Below are 19,855 nucleotides of genomic sequence, written 5' to 3'. Positions count from 1 at the left end.
CTCCTGTAAAAATGGGGAGCGGGCCGCGGCCGGCTATGAAAGAAATATTACTGTTCATTCAGCAGTGAACTGTAACAAAAACAGACGGATAGCAGATGAAGTAAGGGTGAGAGTATGAATTTATATGAGGCTATTTTTGTTAGAAAATCAGTAAGGAATTATTGTTTTGATACGCTTCCGCCGCAGACTTTGGATAAGATTTGGGAGCATTATAAGGAGATGCCGGCACTGTTTTCGGGCATCGGTGTGGATATGGCGATTCTGGACAACAGAAAAGGGCAGGAGAGAATGCTCAGTATGTTCAGTGTGAAGGCACCGTATTATATGGCTTTTTATTCGGAGGAGTCAGAACGATATCTGATGAACGTGGGTTATATTATGGAACAGATGGTGCTGTATCTGTGCAGTATCGGACTGGGAACCTGCTTTATCGGAAGTAATCGTGTGAAAAAGGCGGAACTTGAGAAGAACGGAAAGCGGCTGGTGGGGATCGTCGCTTTTGGTAAGAGTCATGGTTCGCATACGAGACGGCAAAGTGAAGCAAAGAGACTGCCGCTGGAGGATCTTTGTGTGTTCAAAGAGGTGCCGCGGCAGTGGATGACGCAGATGCTGGAAGCGGCGAGACTGTCGCCATCCAGTATGAACAGCCAGCCGTGGAGATTTGTGGTGTATGATAACAGGATTCATATTTTCTCGAAGAAGCACAGTGTGGAGAAGCTTCGGAAGTGGGATGAGGTGAATTTCGGGATTATGTTTGCAAATATGATGGTGGCAGCAGAGGAGCTGTGGCTGGATGTTGACCTGATCAGACTCGGGGATATTTCGCAGAAAAACTTCTCAAATAATCAGTATGTGCTGAGCGCGATTCTGAAGGCTTAGGGGAGAAAGGACGGACGACCTCGGACGACCTCGTGCGGCTTCGTACCTGCGATGCAGGTACGAAGCCACGCGAGGTCTGACGGTGGGGACGGTGGTAAAGCGGCTGGATCCGCCAGAAGGGCGAAAATTGGGTGAATCGTAGATGTTTTTTGATTTTTTTGAAAAAAATTGAAAATAAGTGTTGACAAATGAGGGAAGTTCCTGTATAGTATCATTTGTAAGGTGCAGCGAGCACTTAACAAGATAAAAAATGAAAAATGCGCGAGTGGCTCAGGGGTGGAGTACAACCTTGCCAAGGTTGGGGTCGCGGGTTCGAATCCCGTCTCGCGCTCTACTGGAAACCGGAATGTGTAAGCATTCCGGTTTTTGCGTTGTGGAAAAATAGATGAAAAAGAAATCTTATTTTTAAAACTTAAGAATATTGCATTTTAAATTTTCATATGCTATAATGCCGATAGGCAATGAAATGAATGGCTTGCAAAGTCAACAAAAGCCCCACGAGCTGCAACTCGTGGGGCTTTCTGTGCCTTTTGGGCAAGGCGGCTTAAACCTTAGGCTGGCTGCCAGTTATTTCTTACCGTCCAGCCATTTGCAGATATAGTAGGCTACTATACTTGCCATAACGGAAAGAAAAAATGAAATGAAATGAATAGTTCTTGCACTGTCAACCCTCCCTTCTCTGCCTGTCTGGGAGTGGCAACGTTCATTAGTATAACATACAATTCTTATTTCTAAAATAAAAAAATTCCCTGTTTTTATAAAAATTCAAGGCTTCGAAAAAAAGTTCTTGCCCGGTAGTTACTACCGTACGGTATGCTAAGGATAACAAAGCAAATCAGCGAAAGGGGAATGTAGTATGAACATTACGATGGAGAATTTTAAAACCGCAAAGTATGATGTGTTTTCTATTTTTGATGACCGCTGGGGTTTGTGTACTGCGGGTACGCCAAGGGAGTATAATACGATGACGATCGGATGGGGTACGATGGGGACGATCTGGGGACCGCCAAAGAAAGGAAAGCAGATCATTACCGTATTTATCCGGGAAAGCCGCCGGACGCATCAGATTCTGCAGAAGGAAGACGAGTTTACGGTCTGCTTTTTTCCAGAGAAATATCGGAAGGATCTTGGAATCCTGGGATCAAAATCGGGAAATGATGTGCCGGATAAGATCAGTCTGACCAGTCTGACACCGAAGATGCTGGGAAATGCGGTTGGATTTGAAGAGGCAGAGCTGACCTTTGTCTGCAAAAAAATCTATGCGGTCAGAATGGAGAAAGAAGATCTGCCGGAATTTACGCGCGATACTTTATATAAAGATGGCGATCTCCATTATCTGTATATGGGCGAGATTGAAGATGTCTTTGGCATGATTGAGGAATGAAACAGGAAAATTGGCGTGATGTATCAGTATTTCTTATCACAATCTTGTATATACTGCACCGGGCAGAAAGGCATCAGACTGCGTGAAATGCGGAAAATGTGAGAAAGTATGTCTGCAGCACCTGCAGATCAGAAACCTGCTGGAGGATGTGGTGAAAGAGTTTGAAGCGGAGCGTGCTTGAAAAAATTTCCGAAATTTACAAAAAGTACATCTGATCAGGGAGTAACCTGATCAGATGTACTTTTTTGTACGCAGTATATCAGAGTTTGATCCAAGGGGACCATTCTGCTGCAGAATAATTGGATTAATAGTTGGCTTTATAAGAATTTCTCTTTTCCGCCGTTACGCGGTGCATCCGCTCTGCCATTACAACCATCAGAATCAAAATGGCCATCAGGAATACCGGATACAGTCCGAAGGAAATATGCTGGCCGAGAACGCCGAAAACCGGCGGCATCAGGCAGGTTCCGACGTAAGCAAAGGCCATCTGGATGCCGATGATTCCCTGGCTTAAGTCGGCACCGAAGTTTGCCGGTGTCTCGTGAATGATGGAAGGATAAATCGGCGCACAGCCAAGTCCGATCAGGATCAGGCCGATAAACAGAAGGGAATCGCCAAGCGGCAGCAGCATCAGAATCGTGCCGACTGCGATCACAGCCTGTCCGAGCCGGATCATTTTCTGGTCATTTAATTTCATTGTGATGAAACCGCAGAAGAACCGTCCGATCGTGATGCCAACGTAGAACAGGCTTGCCCAGCTTGCCGCACGCTTTGCATCGATGCCGCGGAACAAAGTACAGTAGCTTGCAGCCCACATGCCGGCAGTAGATTCTACCGCGCAGTAGCAGAAGAAGCAGGTCAGAACCTCTTTGACACCGGGAACGCGGATCAGGCGGGAAAAACTTCTCTGTTCCGGAACGGAGGTCTCATCTGCAGAAGCATCAGCAGATGGCTTCTGCCAGAGCGGAAGACTGAAAAATAAAATCAGAGTCAGCACAATCTGAAACAATGCGATGGTACGGTAGCCGTTGTTCCAGGTGGAATGATTGATGGCATATCCCATGACGACCGGCCCCGTGCTGCATCCGACGCCCCACATACAGTGCAGCCAGCTCATATGGCGGGCTTTATAGTGCAGGGCAACGTAGTTGTTCAGGGCTGCGTCCACGCTTCCGGCGCCGAGGCCATAGGGGATACCCCAGAGGCAGAGGGCGAGAAAAGAGTGGCTGACGGAGAATCCAAACAGCGCCACTGCTGTTGTGAGAACGCTTACTGCCGTGATTTTTCCGGTGCCGAAGCGGGTATTCAGACGGTCGCTGTTCAAACTGGATACGATTGTTCCGGCGGCAATAATCATAGAAATGATGCCGGCAGAAGAAACAGAAGTTCCAAGCTCCTGATACATGACCGGCCACGCTGAGCCGAGCAGAGAATCCGGCAGTCCGAGACTGATGAATGCCAGATAAATGACTGGTAACAAAAGTGAAACCATGGTAAAAACCTCCTCTTAAGAAAAGATAAAATAAGAATGAATCGTTTTCTTGCGTTTAACGCAAAACCAAGATTCATAAGCAGTTTTAAAGTATCATAACCGATAAAAAGAATCAATACTTTCTTTTTTGGATTTTACAGTAAAATCTTTGTGGAAAAAGCTGTAAATTTATTTATTAATGTAGATTATTTTTTATATCAAATTTATTAGTTGTACTTTACAGTACGGAGAAGATCGTGGTACACTAAAAGAAGACTGGTTGCGGTTCCCGCATCGGTGAACAGTAACCGGGCATCCCGGTTTGCCGGGGCATTCATATTTAAGAGAACACAAGGGCGAAAAAATACACAAAGAGAGGTAGACAAGAAATGGGAGGCTTTTTTGGAGTTGCATCAAGAAAAGACTGTACACTGGAACTGTTTTATGGAGTAGACTATCACTCACATCTCGGAACAAGAAGAGGCGGTATGGCGACATACGGAGCAAATGGCTTTTCACGTGCTATCCACAACATTGAAAATTCACCGTTCCGTACAAAATTTGAGCGTGATGTGGAAGAAATGGAGGGAAACCTCGGCATTGGCTGCATTTCCGACTATGAACCGCAGCCGCTTTTGATCCAGTCACACCTTGGAAGCTTTGCGATTACCACGGTTGGAAAAATCAACAACATGGATCAGCTTTTAAAAGAGGTTTACGGCAACGGCCGCACCCATTTCCAGGAGATGAGCACCGGTCAGATCAATGCAACCGAGCTTGCGGCATCTCTGATCTGCAGTGAAAAGACGATTCCGGAGGGCATCCGCCATCTGCAGGATGTTGTTGACGGTTCCATGACGCTGCTGCTTTTGACAAAAGACGGCATCTACGCTGCGCGCGATAAAAAAGGCCGCACCCCGCTTGTTATTGGAAAGAAAGAGGGAGCGTACTGCGCATCCTTTGAAAATTTTGCATATCTGAACCTGGGTTACACGGATTACCATGAACTCGGACCGGGTGAGATTGACTTTATTACGCCGGAGAGCGTCGAGATGCTCGTGCCGCCGCAGGAGGAGATGAAGATCTGTTCCTTCCTGTGGGTTTACTATGGTTACCCGACTGCGTCCTATGAGGGGATCAATGTAGAGGAGATGCGGTATCACTGCGGTGCCATGCTTGCCAAACGTGATGCGGGAAGCAATGTCCACCCGGATCTCATTGCAGGCGTGCCGGATTCCGGAATTGCCCATGCAATCGGCTATGCGAATGAGTCCAAAGTTCCGTTTGCAAGACCATTCATCAAATATACCCCGACCTGGCCACGCTCCTTTATGCCGACAAATCAGGAACAGAGAAATCTGATTGCCCGAATGAAGCTGATCCCGGTGCAGGCACTGATCGATCAGAAAAAACTGCTGCTGATCGACGACTCCATCGTGCGCGGTACGCAGCTCCGTGAGACAACGGAATTTTTATATCAGAGCGGTGCAAAAGAAGTTCATGTCCGCCCGGCGTGCCCGCCGCTGTTGTATGGCTGCAAATTCCTGAATTTCTCCCGCTCCAAATCCGAGCTGGATCTGATCACCAGACGGATTATTCTGGAAAAAGAGGGAGAAAACGCAGAGAAAGTACTGGAAGAGTATGCAGATCCGACCAGCGACCGCTACGAGTCCATGTGCCAGGAAATCTGCCGCCGTCAGAATTTCACCAGCCTTAGGTATCACCGTCTGGACGATCTGGTAGAGTCGATCGGACTGCCGAAATGCAAAATGTGTACCTATTGCTTTGACGGAAAAGAATAAACAGGTTATAATGGTTTTTAAACAGGCCAGCTGACAGAAAAATAAGAGTCTGTCGGCTGGCTTTTTTCTGTAGGAAAAAGAAGAAAAACAGAAAAAATATATTGGAGGCTTACCTATGGGAATTAGTATTCTGATTGTAGATGATGATAAGCTTCTGGTGGAAAAGCTGGAAGAAACCGTCAACTGGAGCGGAATTGGAATTGATATGGTATTTACGGCAAACAACATCCGCCAGGCGCAGAAGCTGCTGGAAGAGTATCCGATTGAAATGCTGCTGTGTGACATTGATATGCCACAGGGCAACGGGCTGGAGCTTCTGGAATGGATCCGGTACAAAAAGCTGGATATTGAATGTACCTTCCTGAGCAGCTATGCAAATTTCGCGTATGCGCAGATGGCGCTGAAGCTGTCATCAAGGGAATATCTGTTAAAACCGATTTCCAATGTGGATCTGGAAACAGCGCTGCGCAGAATTGTCGGGATTGTGCAGGAAAAACATCAAAAACAGAAGAAACAGGAGAAAAAAGGAGAGAATGAAAAGCAATTCTGGGAGGATCTTCTGGTTCAGTGTCTGCAGGAGGAGTATTGGATTGAAAGGGCAAAAAAGAGCGGATATTGTACTCCGAATGAGACCTTCCGTCTGATTCTGCTGCGGGTACTGGAAATTCCGGATAAGGAACATTATAAAAAGGAGATCAGCTTATATAATTTTGTGATTACAAATGTTCTGACGGAATATGTGGAAACAACAGAAATGAAACTGGAAACCGTGGTACATGTCAGCGATCTGGAATGGGCAGTTGTGTTGCGAAATCACGGAAGTGCGATGGGAACGCAGGAGGAACTGGCAGAACTGCGGACCTGTCTGGCGGGTGCGTTTCCGGCAAGATTCTGCATGTACATGGGAAAACCGGCGGTACTGGATGAGATTTCAAAGAGCCGCGATCAGCTCGAAGAGATGGAAAAGTATGTAGTGCCGGATGAAACAGGGATTCTGTATGAGACACGCTGGTCCTTCGTAGAGCGTGATTATCAGGAAGTGCCGTGGAAAACGTATCTGGCTGAGATGGAGCGATCCGATTCCCTTGCGGCTGTGCGGGAAAAGCTGCAGGAATATCTGAAAAAGCGTGAGAAAAGCGGCGGTCTGCGAAAAGATTTCACAAGTCGTTTTTTTGAAGAAATGATACAGAATATATATGTTTATTTAAAAGAGAGCAATATCGTTTTCGGACAGATTTTTGACAGTGAAGAGTATGAAACGAAACGGAGAGAGGCGGTTCTCTCTGTGGTAGGTGCCCATGCGTTCATCGATTATCTGTTTGATGTGCTGGAAGGTCAGAAAAAGAACGAATCCCGCAGTGACAATGTGGTGGAGCAGCTAAAAGACTATATCGAACAGAATCTGAACGAGGATCTTTCAAGATCCGTGCTTGCAGGAAAAGTGTTCCTCTCAGAGGACTACGTTTCCAAAATTTTTATGAAAACAACGGGAATGTCGCTTCCGAATTATATTGCTGAGCGGCGCATTGAGCGGGCAAAGGAGTATTTGCGCAGTTCATCGCTTCCGATTAGCAAAATTGCGATGGAAGTCGGCTATGGAAATTTTTCTTATTTCAGTAAAACGTTCCGGGAGCTGGTCGGATGTACACCAAATGAGTACCGGAGTAGACAAAAATAACAAAAAAACGATGTCAATAACAAAAAAACGTTCTGATTAAAAAAGAGATGTGAAAAGACATCTCTTTTTTAATATACAGACTGCCGGAAAATGATAGAAAAACGCCCCTCTTTTTTGTATAATATGTTCATCGGTTGAAACGAGAGCATGAAAAAGAAAAATTGTAACGATTCAGAGCCATGCGAAATGGAAGAAAAATCGAGATGGGACTCTGAACAGTTACGAAAAATTTAAAGGAAAGAAGGGATGATATGTGAGCGCCAACCATAGTAAAACTAAAAAGAAGAGTTCCATAGGATTTGTAGAGGGAGTGAGAAGAAGCAGGCCATTATATTTACTGATGATTCCTTCTATTATCATTTTTGCACTGTTTACGTACTACCCGATGTACGGAATTGTGATTGCATTTAAAAACTTTACACCTGCGGATGGAATTATGGGAAGCAGCTGGGCTGGACTGAAATACTTCAAACAGTACTTTAACTCCTATCAGTTCGGTCTGACCATTAAAAACACAATTATCATCAGTCTTTACACCATCGCGGTAACATTCCCGCTTCCGGTTATCATGGGACTGCTGGTTAACCAGATGAAGGCACAGAAGTTTAAAAAATTCTTCCAGGTATCAACCTATCTGCCGCACTTCATCTCCACCGTTGTTATGGCCGGAATGCTGATCCTGTTTCTTTCCCCAAGTACAGGTATTATCGCAAAGCTGGTCGGACTGCTTGGATTCAAGCTCCCGAACCTGATGGGAAGTGCAAAAGCATTCCCGCACATTTATGTATGGTCTGAGGCATGGCAGCATGTAGGATGGGACAGTATCCTCTATATCGCAACACTTTCCTCTGTAGACCCGACCCTGTATGAAGCGGCAACGATGGACGGCGCCAACAAATGGCACAAAATGATCCACATCGACGTTCCGGCTCTGCTGCCGACGGCAACCATCATGTTTATCATGAGAATGGGAAGCGTTATGAGCGTTGGATTTGAGAAGGTTTACCTGCTGCAGAATACACTGAACAGTACCTCAAGTGAGATCATTTCCACCTATGTGTATAAGATGGGCCTTGTGAGCAGCCAGTACAGCCTTTCCGCTGCAATTGGCCTGTTTAACAACATTATCAACCTGGTTCTTCTTCTGGCAGTCAACTTCATTTCCAGTAAAATGAGTGATACCTCACTGATCTGACAGAATTTTGAGCCTACATAGGAATGGAGAGCAAAGATATGAGTAAAGCAAAAGCAGTATCAACAAATAAAGTAAAGAAATCCAGAGAAGACTGGATTTTCGATATCATCCTGTATACGATCGGCGTGCTTCTGATCATCATCACCCTGTATCCGATGTACTTCATCGTCATTGCATCGTTCAGTGATCCGGCAGCCGTATCCAACGGACAGATTATGTTCCTTCCAAAAGGAGTTAACTTCAAAGGATACAAACAGCTGGCGAGCTATGCAAAGCTGTGGACCGGCTACCGTAATACGATTGCTTACGTAATTATGGGAACGCTTGTGACACTCGTTGTCAATATTCCGGCTTCCTACGCGCTTTCCAGAAAGCATTTGTATGGAAGAAGATTTTTCACAGCATTTTACCTGATCCCGATGTTCTTCACCGGCGGTCTGATCCCAACCTACCTGGCAGTACAGAGATTTCATCTGCTGGACACCTTCTGGGTTATGGTTGTTCCGTTCTCCGTTGTAACGTATTACATCATCGTAGGACGAACGTTCTTCAACAACAGTATCCCGGAGGATCTCTGGGAGGCGGCGCAGCTGGATGGATGTGGATACCTTGGATTCTTCTTCAAGATTGTGCTTCCGCTTTCCAAAGCCGTTATCGCTGTTATTGCCCTGTGGGCAGCAGTAGGACAGTGGAACTCCTACTTTAATGCATTGATTTATATCCGAAGCGAAAGTCTGCAGCCGCTGCAGATTGTCCTTCGAAGCATTCTGGTCGGCAATCAGACCATGAGTGCCATGAGTACCGGCGCTGCAGCTGTTGAGGCAAAGCAGATGGCCGACCTCATCAAATACGCGATCATCGTGGTTTCCTCCGCGCCGATCATGTGTATGTACCCGTTAGTGCAGAAATACTTCAATCAGGGTGTTATGCTCGGATCACTAAAAGGCTGATCCTGCGGACAGGAGAGAAGTATTGCAAATAAAAAATCATAAAGGAGAGATGATGATGCGAAAGAAAACAAAAATGGCCTGGAGCGTTGCTCTTTCGGCCGCAATGGCAGCTGGACTGCTTGCAGGATGTGGAAGCAATGGAGGAACGGAAAGTACGAGTGGAAGCACTGCAGCAAGCTCTGCCAAGACAGAATCTTCTGCCAGTGACACGACAGATACCAGTGACCGCCCAACCTATAAGATTGCAACGGTAAGATGGACCGATACCTGGCCGACCGATTTCCTGCATGAAGGCGTCATGAAAGAAATCGAGGACAAGATGAATATCAACATCGACTGGCAGGTTTATTACAACAGTGACTGGTCCGAGCAGAAATCTCTGCTGCTGGCTTCCGGAGACCTCCCGGATGCATTTCTTGGCTCCATCTGCTTAACACAGGCAGATATGGCACAGAACAAATCGGCATTCCTGGATCTGACAGATCTGATCGAAAAAGATATGCCAAACCTGAAAGCAGCCTTTGAGGCTGATCCGGAACTGAAAGCAGTCTGCACCAGCCGTGACGGAAGAATCTACAGCTTACCGAAGAAGCTTCCGCTTCGTCCGAAGGTTTGCGGCGATGTTATGTGCATCAACCAGGAATGGCTGGATAACTTAGGACTGGAAACACCGAAGACCTATAAAGAACTGGAAGAGGTTCTTGTTAAATTTGCGACAGAAGATGCTGACGGCGATGGCGATCCGACCAACGAGATCGGTATCACAAATGCGGCAAGCAGCGGACTGTTAAGCGGTGATCTGCGCCACATCCTTTCCCCGTTCGGAACCATGGTAAGCCGTGACGGAAACTACATGGGACTGAATGGCGAAGGAAAACCGGTCTTCATGCCGATGGAAGAAAATTACAAAGAAGCAGTAAAATGGATGCGTCAGTTATGGGAAGAGGGCGTTGTTGACCCTGAGTACTTCACACAGGACGGCTCTATGCAGACAGCAAAACAGCAGGCAGATGGCGGTTCTCAGGTAGGTCTTATCTTTGGATGGACTGCAGATGCTCAGGTTGGCCCGAACGTAGATCAGTTTAAGACCCTTGAGGCAGTAGAAGGCTACGATGGAAATCACTACGTAGAAGCAGCAACCAATTACCTTGATATCTCCGACCGTGAGCTCATGATCTCCAAAGACTGTAAAGATCCTGACACTCTGCTGAAATGGGCAGATGAATTTTATACCGATCTTGCATCGTTACAGACCTTCTATGGTACGATCGGAAGCCAGATCACAGACAATGGCGACGGAACCTACAATGTAGATGTGCCAAGCGATGGATCTTCTCTGGATACTTCCGCATGGTCCAATTCCCTCCGTGACTTCGGACCAAAATACATGAACGAGGATTTCTATGACAAAGTTTCTCTTCCGGAGGATCAGGGCGATGGTGTCAAACTGGCCGATGATGCAATCAATGAGAAATACGTTGATACTGAGAAAAACTGTGGATTCCCGATGGTTCAGTACACTGACGAAGACCTTTCCAGAATCACGGCAATCGGAACCGATATCTATAAATATGTAGAAGCACAGTATGCACACTGGGTAGTAGACGGCGGCATCGATGATGAATGGGATTCCTACATCGATCAGCTGAAAGCTATGGGTATTGACGAGTTCCTCCAGATTCAGACAGATGCTTACAATGCATACAAAGAAAATCTGGCAAAATAAACAGAAAATAACATTACCTGTAAGAAGCAGGCGTTGATCCGGCGGATCAATGTCTGAGGTGCAAAACAGCAGGAGAAACGGCAGGCCAGAAATGACCTGCCGTTTTTGACAAAAGGAGGATTTTTACATGTTTTTGGAAAAAGAGGGTAAGTTAATTTATTCCTACGATGGCGAGACCGTCTGCATCGAAGCGTGGGGGAAAGATGCACTGCGTGTACGCGCGACAAAAAATCGAAGCTTTACCGGCCGTGACTGGGCGCTGGAAGCAAAGGACGCGCATGCGGGAGAGGTTGAAATCTTTGAGGATCCATCAGCAAAAGGCGGAGCCTTTGCCAATATGTATGAGGGAACGGATACTTCCTACGGAAAAATCACAAATGGAAAGCTTCATGCAGTGATCGATTCCGGCAGCGTCATTACGTTCTATCATGAGGATGGAAGAGTTCTGTTAAAGGAGCATTTCCGCCGTCTGCGCGATGAGGAAAGCATGCCGCTCAACATCATGGGACGCGAGTACAGCAACGGCGTCGGGGATAATTTCCGTATTGTAGCGCGGTTTGTAGCAAGAAAAGGTGAGAAAATCTTCGGAATGGGACAGTATCAGCAGCATGAGCTGGATCTGAAGGGCTGTATGCTGGAGCTGGCACAGAGAAACTCACAGGTCAGTGTTCCGTTCTATCTTTCCAGTATCGGCTACGGCTTCTTATGGAACAATCCGGGCGTCGGACAGGTGATGTTTGCGAATAATGGAACGGAATGGGTAACGGAATCCGGGAAAGAAATCGATTATCTTGTGATTGCAGGTGATACGCCTGCCGAGATCGAGGAGAATTATATGACGCTGACCGGAAAACCGCCGATGATGCCGGAATATGGCATGGGCTTCTGGCAGTGTAAGCTCCGCTACTGGAATCAGGAACAGCTTCTGTCTGTAGCAAGAAAATACAAAGAGCTTGGCGTGCCGCTTGATGTAATTGTCGTCGATTTCTTCCACTGGACGAAGCAGGGCGAGTTCAAATTTGATCCGAAATACTGGCCGGATGTGCCGGGCATGTGCCGCGAATTAAAGGAGATGGGAATTCAGGTTGTTGTGTCGGTATGGCCGACCGTTGACATTTATTCCGAAAACTTCGAGGAGATGAAAGAGAAAGGCTATCTGGTTCGCACGGAGCACGGTGTACCGCTGACGATGCTCTGTGGTGGAAATGAAGTCTTCTTCGATGCAACCAACCCGGATGCAAGAACATATGTCTGGGAAAAAATCAAGAAAAATTATTACGATCAGGGTGCAAAACTCTTCTGGCTGGATGTGGCAGAGCCGGAATACAGCGTTTACGATTTCAAGAACTACCGCTATCAGCTCGGAAGTGTACAGGAAGTCGGAAATATTTACCCGAAATACTATCTGAAAGCGTTCTACGACGGCATGACAGCAGAGGGCGATGCGATGCCGATCAGCCTGATCCGTTCCGCCTGGGCGGGCAGTGCAAAATACGGTGCGCTTGTCTGGTCGGGCGATATTGTAAGCTCCTTTGAGTGCTTCCAGCGCCAGGTACAGGCAGGGCTTAACATGGCGATTGCCGGTATTCCGTGGTGGACCACCGATATTGGCGGTTTCCACGGTGCCAGAACCGACGACCCGGATTTCCATCGTCTGTACATCCGCTGGTTTGAGTACGGATGCTTCTGTCCTGTCATGCGTCTGCATGGAAACCGCAATCCACAGGAGGGCTACGGCGCAGAGCAGATCGGCTCCGGCAGTGATAATGAGATCTGGAGCTTTGGCGATAAGGCATATGAAATTTCAAAAAAATACATTTTTCTGCGTGAGCGCCTGAGGGATTATATCCGGGCACAGATGAAGAAAGCACATGAGGACGGAACTCCGGTAATGCGGCCTGTTTTCTATGATTTTCCGGCCGATCAGGAAAGCTGGAATGTGGAGGACGCTTATCTGTTCGGACCGGATCTCTATGTTGCACCTGTGATGGAGGATCACGTAACGGAGCGCGAGGTTTATCTCCCGGATGGAACAGCATGGTTTAACGCATGGACCGGAGAAAAGTATGAGGGAGGACAGAACGTAACGGTTGCTGCACCGCTGGATACTATTCCGGTATTCGTAAAAGAAGGAGCGGATGCAGAAAAGCTGCTGAACATTTTCTCTGAATAAGAGAATGTTACCGCTCACCGGTAGCAGGCGAACGGCAACAAAGAATCCTGTTCTCACCATGTGAAACACGGACTTTGCATGCACAAAGCGAAAAAATGTGATATAATGGGCTGTGTTACAAAGAACATAGCTGCAAATATATTCCGTGAGTGTAAAATGACTGCCGGAGCTGCGCGGTAAGGTGCGGCGTCCGGCAGTCGCTCTGCAGACAGAAAAAAGGAGGGGTGGATGCGCTTATGAATCTCTGGCAGAAAGGAAAACGAAGGATGCTGCATAGCGTTCGAATACGCAGTATGAAGGATACGTCACTGCGGCTTGGAACTCCGGTTTTTCTGGTTTTGATGGGGCTTGTTGTCTGCCTGCTCTGGGGCATTTGGGAAAACCGCAAGCTGGCAGATAAATACATTGCCGATACGGCAAAGCTCTATGTCGATCAGATCAACCGTGATATGTCGCAGATCAACAGTGAACTGATCTATCTGCTGGATTCTGACAGCAATATCAAAGAAATCCCGGATCAGATAACATCGACCGATGCTCAGTATTATGAAATGGAGCAGACGCTGCGAGAGCGAAACCGTGTACTGAAAATCCGTTATCATGAGGTACAGACCTTCTTTGTCTACGGTCAGAAAGCCAATGTTCTGATTACGGACAGCGGAACTATGTTTACCGAGAGTAAGGGAATGACAACACTGAATCAGATGCTGATGTCATATCTGCAGATTATGACATCCAGGGATTCGATCAGCACACAATGGACCGTGATTACATTTGGCGATGACGACTATATTGTCGGCTGGTATGCGAAAAACAAAAAAGTCATCGGCTGCGTCATCAATCTGAATCTGATTTTCCGGACCATCCGCGCCAAAACAGAGGAGTATGATGTCATTCCGTTTATGGTAGATGCCAGAGGACGCGTGATGACGCAGGCAGACACATCGGAAAAATATAAGAATGAGATTATCGATTTTTCCAAAGCGGGAAAGAAGAAAAATGCGACGGTCTATTCCTACCAGCTTGGCACGGTCGGAAAAATCAATCTTATGGTTCTGCCGGGAGGAGGTATTCTTGAGAATGTACTGATTATGCAGATTGCATTTGTCGTCCTGATCGCGGTTCTTCTGATTGTCTGCGCATTGGAAATTACAGCATATTACCACCGGATTCTGGTACCGCTGGAAAAATTCGGACAAAAACTGGAGGATCTGGAAAAAGAGCAGAGTCTGAATGAGGATGGCAACAACAATTTGTTAGAGCTGGAGTCTGTGAGTGGTAAGTTTAAGGAATTGTTGCGGAAAATACAGGGATTAAAAATTGCGATCTACGAGAAAGAGCTTGCCGAACAGAAAGCAGAGCTGGAATACACGCAGGAACAGATCAAGCCGCATTTTTTTCTGAACTGCCTGAGTCTGATTCATGGCATTGCAGATAAGAACCATGAGGGAGAAATTGTGGAAATCACAACAGTACTGTCAGATTATATGCGCTATATTTTTCAGGATTCCAAGAAACAGCGGAATGTGGAGGAAGAGCTGGAACACATTGAGGCATATATCCGCATCCAGAAGCTACGGTACGGGGAAGAAGCCTTTTCCTTTGAAGCGACGATGGACGGTGATATTGGAGAATGGAAGGTTCCGTCTCTTCTGCTGCAGACACTGGTGGAAAACTCCGTGGTACACGGTGTATCCCTGGACCGGAAGAGCGAAATTTCCCTGTATCTGACAAATGAAACGTATGAAGACGGCGAGTACCTCTACATCTGCATTTCCGATACCGGAAACGGATTCCGAAAAGAAGCGTTGGATGCGATCGAACATGATACCCCGATCATCTATCATGGCCGTCACCATGTCGGCATTTCCAATATCAAACGCCGTCTGGCACTGATGTACGGTGAACGGGCAAGCATTACGTGTTCTAATATGGATGAAAATTACGGAGCTGTTGTAGAAGTACGGCTTCCGAAGACAGAATAAAGAGAAGAGAGAATAGCAAAGACGGGAACTCCGAGAGAAGATGCAGGAGATTCCCGCTTTTTGTCGGGAGAACGATTGGACAAAAGGAACGCTCGGGAGACGGTTGAAAAAAATTACAGGAGTTCCCGGAAGCTTTGGATTCCGAAAAACTCCTGTAAAGGGGAGAGATGATTCAAAAATTGTGTTTAAAATCAGATACGGGAAACTCCGTCATCGGTATAACGCTCGTAGGAAGCGCCTTCGTATCCGACCATGCGGATGCTTTCCTCTTTGATATCCGGTACGGATTCTGCAAAATCGGCAACCGGGATTGCGCAGCCTTTGCGGATGAAGAGAGGAACCTCATTCAGGGCAACCTCTACGTAGTGGATACCTTTCGGAAGAATCTCCTGGAACATGTTTCCATTGCCGAGGAATTTTACAAACATCATTTCTTCCGGCAGATATACGTAACGGCCAATGGCATTCTGGGTGTAAACCGGTGCGATCATGATCTCATTACCGATCATCAACTGATCTTCTGTATTTCTTGCCAGCTTGTCATCCGGGTAAACGAAGGCAAGCGGTTTGAAGTACATATCATCGTTTAAAGCAGCCTTCATGTACTCGCTGTACAGATACGGAACGAGGCGGTAGCGGACGCCGATGACGTTGCGGAAGTCCTCGATATGCTCAAACTGGTAAGGTTCCTGCTCACGTGTTCCGAGTGCAGCATGGTTTCTCATCAGAGGAGTGAAAACACCAAGTGCCAGCCAGCGGAGCAGCAGGTCTCTTGTGGTATTTGCACCGAATCCACCGAGGTCGGCTCCGGTATAAAGGAAACCGCACATATTGAGGGACGGCATCATCTTCAGGTTCAGCAGGATGTGTGACCACCACGAGCAGTTGTCTCCGGTCCAGATTCCGCCGTAACGGTGCATGCCGATGTAGGAAGAACGGGAGAACATCAGGATTCGCTTATCCGGGGAAATTCGTTCAAAAGCTTCGCCTGCAGAACGGGTCATGTTGTAGCCAAACAGATTGTGTACCTTGTCGTGGCGGATCTGTTCGCCGTTTACGTTGTGATAAAAGCGTTTATAGTCCTCATGGTTGTTTGCCAGTGCCTGAAGCTTTCCACCTACCATGTAGTGCGGAACTTCCGGGTCACCTTCCACGTATTTCTTTGCAGTCTCTTTGAAATCAGCAAGGCCTTCCTGAGAATAGAAGATGGATGGCTCGTTCATGTCATTCCAAAAGGCATCGATTCCTTTGGAAACGAGAACATCGTATTTGTCGCCAAACCATTTTCTGGCATCTGCATTTAAGACATCCGGGAAATGAGTCCAGCCCGGCCATACAGTAGCTTCGAAGTAGGATCCATCCTCACGGCGGCAGAAGTAGCCTTTTTCACAGCCCTCTTCGTAAATGTCATAATCCTTTTCGACTTTCACACCGGCATCGATGATCGGAACGAGATGGATCTTTTCTTTTTTCATATCCTGTACAAAGCCCTCGAAATCCGGGAAACGTTCTTCATTTACGGTGAAGTCCTTGTAATCCTGCATGTAGTCGATATCCATGTAAACCATATCGAGCGGTACATGGTTTTCGCGGTATTTTTTCACTACCGTGCGGAAATCATCCTCTGTTTTGTAGCCCCAGCGGCTCTGACCGTAACCGAAAGCAAACTTCGGAGCAATGTAGCTGCGTCCGATGATGCCGCGGAACTGTTTTACGATATCAAGATCGGAATCACCGGTGATCATGTAAACGTAGAGGTCTGCGTTTTCGCAGGAAACGGTCATTGTATCGGAAGTCGTGTAGCCGATATCGAAACGCAGGGTGCCCGGATAATCGAAGAAGAATCCTACGTGTGTCTTGCCGGAGATGATGATGAAGTTGTGTGCTGCATACAGAGAGGTTTTGCTCTCTACGTGATTTGGATCATCGGCGCAGTCACTGATGTAAAGAAAGCCGCGTTTGTTGATGCCGCGGTTGGCTTCGCCAAGTCCGAATACCATGTCCTCGTCAGCAAGCTTTGTAGTGAAGGAGAAGCCGTTCTCGGTGGAGAAGGTACCGTAATCAGGGTTTCCTTCGGAAGAGGGGATCTCTTTTACAACAGCTTCGGTTTCAAATGGGGTTCCGTAGACAAATTTTTTTACCATGTCATCCTCCTTGTAAAATAAATGGAAAATATAGTGTTTTGGTTAGGTTTAGCGCAACACCTTTGTAATTTTATTATAACAGGGATCGGAAAAATGTCTAGCAAAATTCTTCCTTTTTTTTAACAAAAAAACGTGTACAGAAAAAATCCGGTTATGTTGGCAGGACTTCTGCACGTTTCCGGAAATCTCTCGGCGTACAATGGTAAGTACGCAGAAAGATTTTGGAATAATAGCTCTGATGATTGAAACCGCATGCGGTACAGATTTCCGCGATGGACATTTTGGTTGTGTTTAGCAGATGACAGCTCACTTCCAGACGGTAATGATTCAGAAAATCAATCGGGCTCTGGCAAAGATAGCGGCGGAAAATCTGACAGCATTTATTGCGGCAGACTTTTCCGGCGGCGGCGATCTCTTCCAGATTGATGGATTCACTGTAGTGGCTGTAAATATAGGAAACCATATCGCGCTGGATCAGAAGATCTGGATCCTGTGAGACGGCGGTGTTGCCGTCCGGCATCATCGGATGCGTGCGCAAAAGACGGCACCACAAAAGGGAAAGCAGAGCAGCAGCCTCGATTTCGTAGGCGGTCGGCTGTTCCTTCTTCAGCCGGAGAATTTCCGGGAGGGTCTGCAGCGCTTCAGTATCTTCCGGATTTTCCGGCTTCAGATGAAGATATTCCAGAGCCGGATTCGAAAGCACCGGCGTAATATAAGACTGGTACAGAACGCTGTTCGCGGTGAGGATTTTCGGATGGCACAGGATACAGATAAAGTCACATTCCTGGCCGTTTTCGGAATATCCGTAGTGCATCTGGCGGGAATTGACGATAATCGCCTCCCCGGCGTTTAAAAGGACTCTTTTTCCATTGATATAGTAGTTCATCTGACCGGAGCGGATCTGTACCCATTCGATATCCTCATGCCAGTGGCAGAGCGCCCGGTGATCCGGATAGGAAGAAAGCAGTCCTTCCCGGATATAAAGCGGAATGCCGACTTCATCGTAGCGGACGATTTCGGATGCGTCCTGCATGACTTTTGTAATTGGGTCATTCATCATAAAAACCTCCGTGAAAAAGTACAATTATTATAAAAAATAAGAAATATTGTCGTAGAAAAAACGCAAAACCTAAGATAATATGATTATAACATATACGTGTATGGAATAAAACAGAAAAAAGGAAAAAGAAATGAAAAATCAGAGGGAAATCAAGAAAAAAGATCCAGAATTCTACCGGAAACTTCTTGCACTGCTGATCCCGATGGTTGTACAGAACCTGATGAATGCACTGGTAAGTGCGTCCGATGCGTTAATGGTTGGTACGCTGGACCAGAATTCACTGTCTGCAGTTTCGCTTGCCACACAGATTTCTTTTGTCCTGAATCTCTTTTATGCGGCGATTACGATCGGAACAACGGTCATGGTCGTTTATTTCCTGCTGAATCTGGATGAAATGATTAAGCTTCCTGCCGTATACAGACACTATAAAAAATATCAGTGGGTGAATAATATTACCAGGGAGGATACAGAATAATGAAAAACGTAGAGAGAAGAGACAGACAGTTACCGTACATTTCCGATGCAGAGGTCATGGAGCAGCAGATGAATGCGAGAAGACTGACGCAGAAACTGAACACCATCGACCGTTCGGATTTTGACGGAATCGCAGCCATTGTAAAAGAACTGTTTGGAAAATCCGAGGGTGCATTTGTCAATCCGCCATTTTACTGTGACTATGGCTTTCATATTGAGGTTGGAAAAAATTTCTTTGCAAATTATAACTGCACCATTCTCGATGTGGCAAAGGTAAAAATCGGAGACAACTGCCAGATGGCGCCGAACGTTGCCATCTATACTGCAGGTCATCCGGTGCATCCGGCGGCAAGAAACAGTGCGTATGAATACGGCATTGAAGTTACCATCGGAGATAATGTCTGGATTGGCGGAAATACCGTTATTTTACCAGGTGTACATATCGGAGATAACGTTGTTATCGGCGGCGGAAGTGTTGTAACAAAGGACATTCCGGACTGGTCGATTGCAGCAGGAAATCCGTGTAAAGTCATTCGGAAGATTACCGAAGAAGATAAACAGTACTATTTCAGAGATAGAAAATTTGATGATGAAGCATGGGAGGTAATCAAAAATCTGTAAAAACGAAATGTTTTCTTGGGCAGTTATGCGACGAAAAAAACTCTGTACCGTATCCATCCGGGAATTTCCGGGGATGCGGTGCAGAGTTTTTTTGCGATAGGAGACAGGAGATTCTGCCGGATTTTGCTGTGGCAAAAAATGTGAATCCTGCTTTTGTGCAGCAAAAAATGCCCAGAGCCGGAATCGAACCAGCGACACGAGGATTTTCAGTCCTCTGCTCTACCAACTGAGCTATCTGGGCATTTTGATTTCCTGTTGGAAACCTCTGTTAATATAACATGGATTCGCGAAAATTGCAACTGTTTTATCGAAA

At 46.6% G+C, this 19,855-nt stretch carries 14 protein-coding genes and 2 tRNA genes; 12 read left to right on the top strand and 4 right to left on the bottom strand.

Annotated features, from left to right (window positions below; translation table 11 throughout):
• Positions 1 to 114 precede the first annotated feature (114 nt).
• The 3 genes from DW642_RS03975 to DW642_RS03960 all read left to right on the top strand — a co-directional run bounded on the left by DW642_RS03975 (position 115) and on the right by DW642_RS03960 (position 2,263).
• Positions 115 to 879 (top strand): nitroreductase family protein, encoded by a 765-nt coding sequence (locus DW642_RS03975; protein ID WP_022462268.1) that lies wholly within the window; start codon positions 115 to 117, stop codon positions 877 to 879.
• 259 nt (positions 880 to 1,138) lie between these two features.
• Positions 1,139 to 1,210, top strand: a tRNA-Gly gene (locus tag DW642_RS03970).
• Positions 1,211 to 1,735: 525 nt separating this feature from the next.
• Positions 1,736 to 2,263, top strand: coding sequence for a flavin reductase (locus tag DW642_RS03960; RefSeq protein WP_117509337.1), 528 nt, complete (start codon positions 1,736 to 1,738; stop codon positions 2,261 to 2,263).
• A gap of 304 nt (positions 2,264 to 2,567) precedes the next feature.
• On the opposite strand, the gene DW642_RS03950 is transcribed toward DW642_RS03960, so the two are convergent.
• On the bottom strand, positions 2,568 to 3,755 hold the full coding sequence (locus DW642_RS03950; protein ID WP_117509335.1) for an MFS transporter: 1,188 nt from the start codon (positions 3,753 to 3,755) through the stop codon (positions 2,568 to 2,570).
• A 368-nt stretch (positions 3,756 to 4,123) separates the two neighbouring features.
• Here DW642_RS03950 and DW642_RS03945 point away from each other — a divergent pair, with 368 nt between their 5' ends.
• The 7 genes from DW642_RS03945 to DW642_RS03915 all read left to right on the top strand — a co-directional run bounded on the left by DW642_RS03945 (position 4,124) and on the right by DW642_RS03915 (position 15,243).
• Positions 4,124 to 5,536 carry an amidophosphoribosyltransferase gene (locus DW642_RS03945; protein ID WP_055227987.1) on the top strand — a complete coding sequence of 471 codons (1,413 nt, stop codon included), beginning with the start codon at positions 4,124 to 4,126 and terminating at the stop codon, positions 5,534 to 5,536.
• A gap of 115 nt (positions 5,537 to 5,651) precedes the next feature.
• Entirely contained in the window at positions 5,652 to 7,214 is a 1,563-nt protein-coding gene (locus DW642_RS03940) for a response regulator transcription factor (protein WP_117509334.1), read from the top strand.
• A gap of 310 nt (positions 7,215 to 7,524) precedes the next feature.
• Complete coding sequence (locus DW642_RS03935; protein ID WP_242991120.1) at positions 7,525 to 8,409, top strand: ABC transporter permease; 885 nt, start codon at positions 7,525 to 7,527, stop codon at positions 8,407 to 8,409.
• 38 nt (positions 8,410 to 8,447) lie between these two features.
• Entirely contained in the window at positions 8,448 to 9,359 is a 912-nt protein-coding gene (locus DW642_RS03930; RefSeq protein WP_055220601.1) for a carbohydrate ABC transporter permease, read from the top strand.
• A 55-nt stretch (positions 9,360 to 9,414) separates the two neighbouring features.
• Positions 9,415 to 11,085, top strand: coding sequence for an extracellular solute-binding protein (locus DW642_RS03925; protein ID WP_158554970.1), 1,671 nt, complete (start codon positions 9,415 to 9,417; stop codon positions 11,083 to 11,085).
• A 127-nt stretch (positions 11,086 to 11,212) separates the two neighbouring features.
• Entirely contained in the window at positions 11,213 to 13,258 is a 2,046-nt protein-coding gene (locus DW642_RS03920; RefSeq protein WP_117509331.1) for a glycoside hydrolase family 31 protein, read from the top strand.
• Between the two features lie 236 nt (positions 13,259 to 13,494).
• Complete coding sequence (locus tag DW642_RS03915; protein WP_117509330.1) at positions 13,495 to 15,243, top strand: sensor histidine kinase; 1,749 nt, start codon at positions 13,495 to 13,497, stop codon at positions 15,241 to 15,243.
• Between the two features lie 191 nt (positions 15,244 to 15,434).
• Here the strand turns inward: DW642_RS03915 and DW642_RS03910 are convergent, their stop codons facing one another.
• On the bottom strand, positions 15,435 to 17,387 hold the full coding sequence (locus tag DW642_RS03910) for a glycoside hydrolase family 31 protein (RefSeq protein ID WP_117509329.1): 1,953 nt from the start codon (positions 17,385 to 17,387) through the stop codon (positions 15,435 to 15,437).
• A 151-nt stretch (positions 17,388 to 17,538) separates the two neighbouring features.
• A complete protein-coding gene (locus DW642_RS03905) occupies positions 17,539 to 18,447 on the bottom strand; it encodes an AraC family transcriptional regulator (RefSeq protein WP_117509328.1) in 909 nt (302 codons plus the stop codon).
• Between the two features lie 130 nt (positions 18,448 to 18,577).
• Between DW642_RS03905 and DW642_RS03900 the strand changes: the two genes are divergently transcribed.
• Entirely contained in the window at positions 18,578 to 18,922 is a 345-nt protein-coding gene (locus DW642_RS03900; RefSeq protein ID WP_117509327.1) for an MATE family efflux transporter, read from the top strand.
• Positions 18,922 to 19,542, top strand: a complete 621-nt coding sequence (locus tag DW642_RS03895; RefSeq protein ID WP_022462409.1) for a sugar O-acetyltransferase — start codon at positions 18,922 to 18,924, stop codon at positions 19,540 to 19,542. Before DW642_RS03900 ends, DW642_RS03895 begins: the two co-directional genes overlap by 1 nt.
• 168 nt (positions 19,543 to 19,710) lie before the next feature.
• Here the strand turns inward: DW642_RS03895 and DW642_RS03890 are convergent.
• Positions 19,711 to 19,783: transfer RNA gene (locus DW642_RS03890), tRNA-Phe, on the bottom strand.
• Positions 19,784 to 19,855: the final 72 nt, after the last annotated feature.

This window comes from Blautia sp. AM23-13AC, from assembly GCF_003435675.1.
Taxonomy (GTDB): domain Bacteria; phylum Bacillota; class Clostridia; order Lachnospirales; family Lachnospiraceae; genus Fusicatenibacter; species Fusicatenibacter saccharivorans.
The sequence above is the reverse complement of the archived record's forward strand: the minus strand, read 5'-3'. Positions and strand labels throughout refer to the sequence as shown.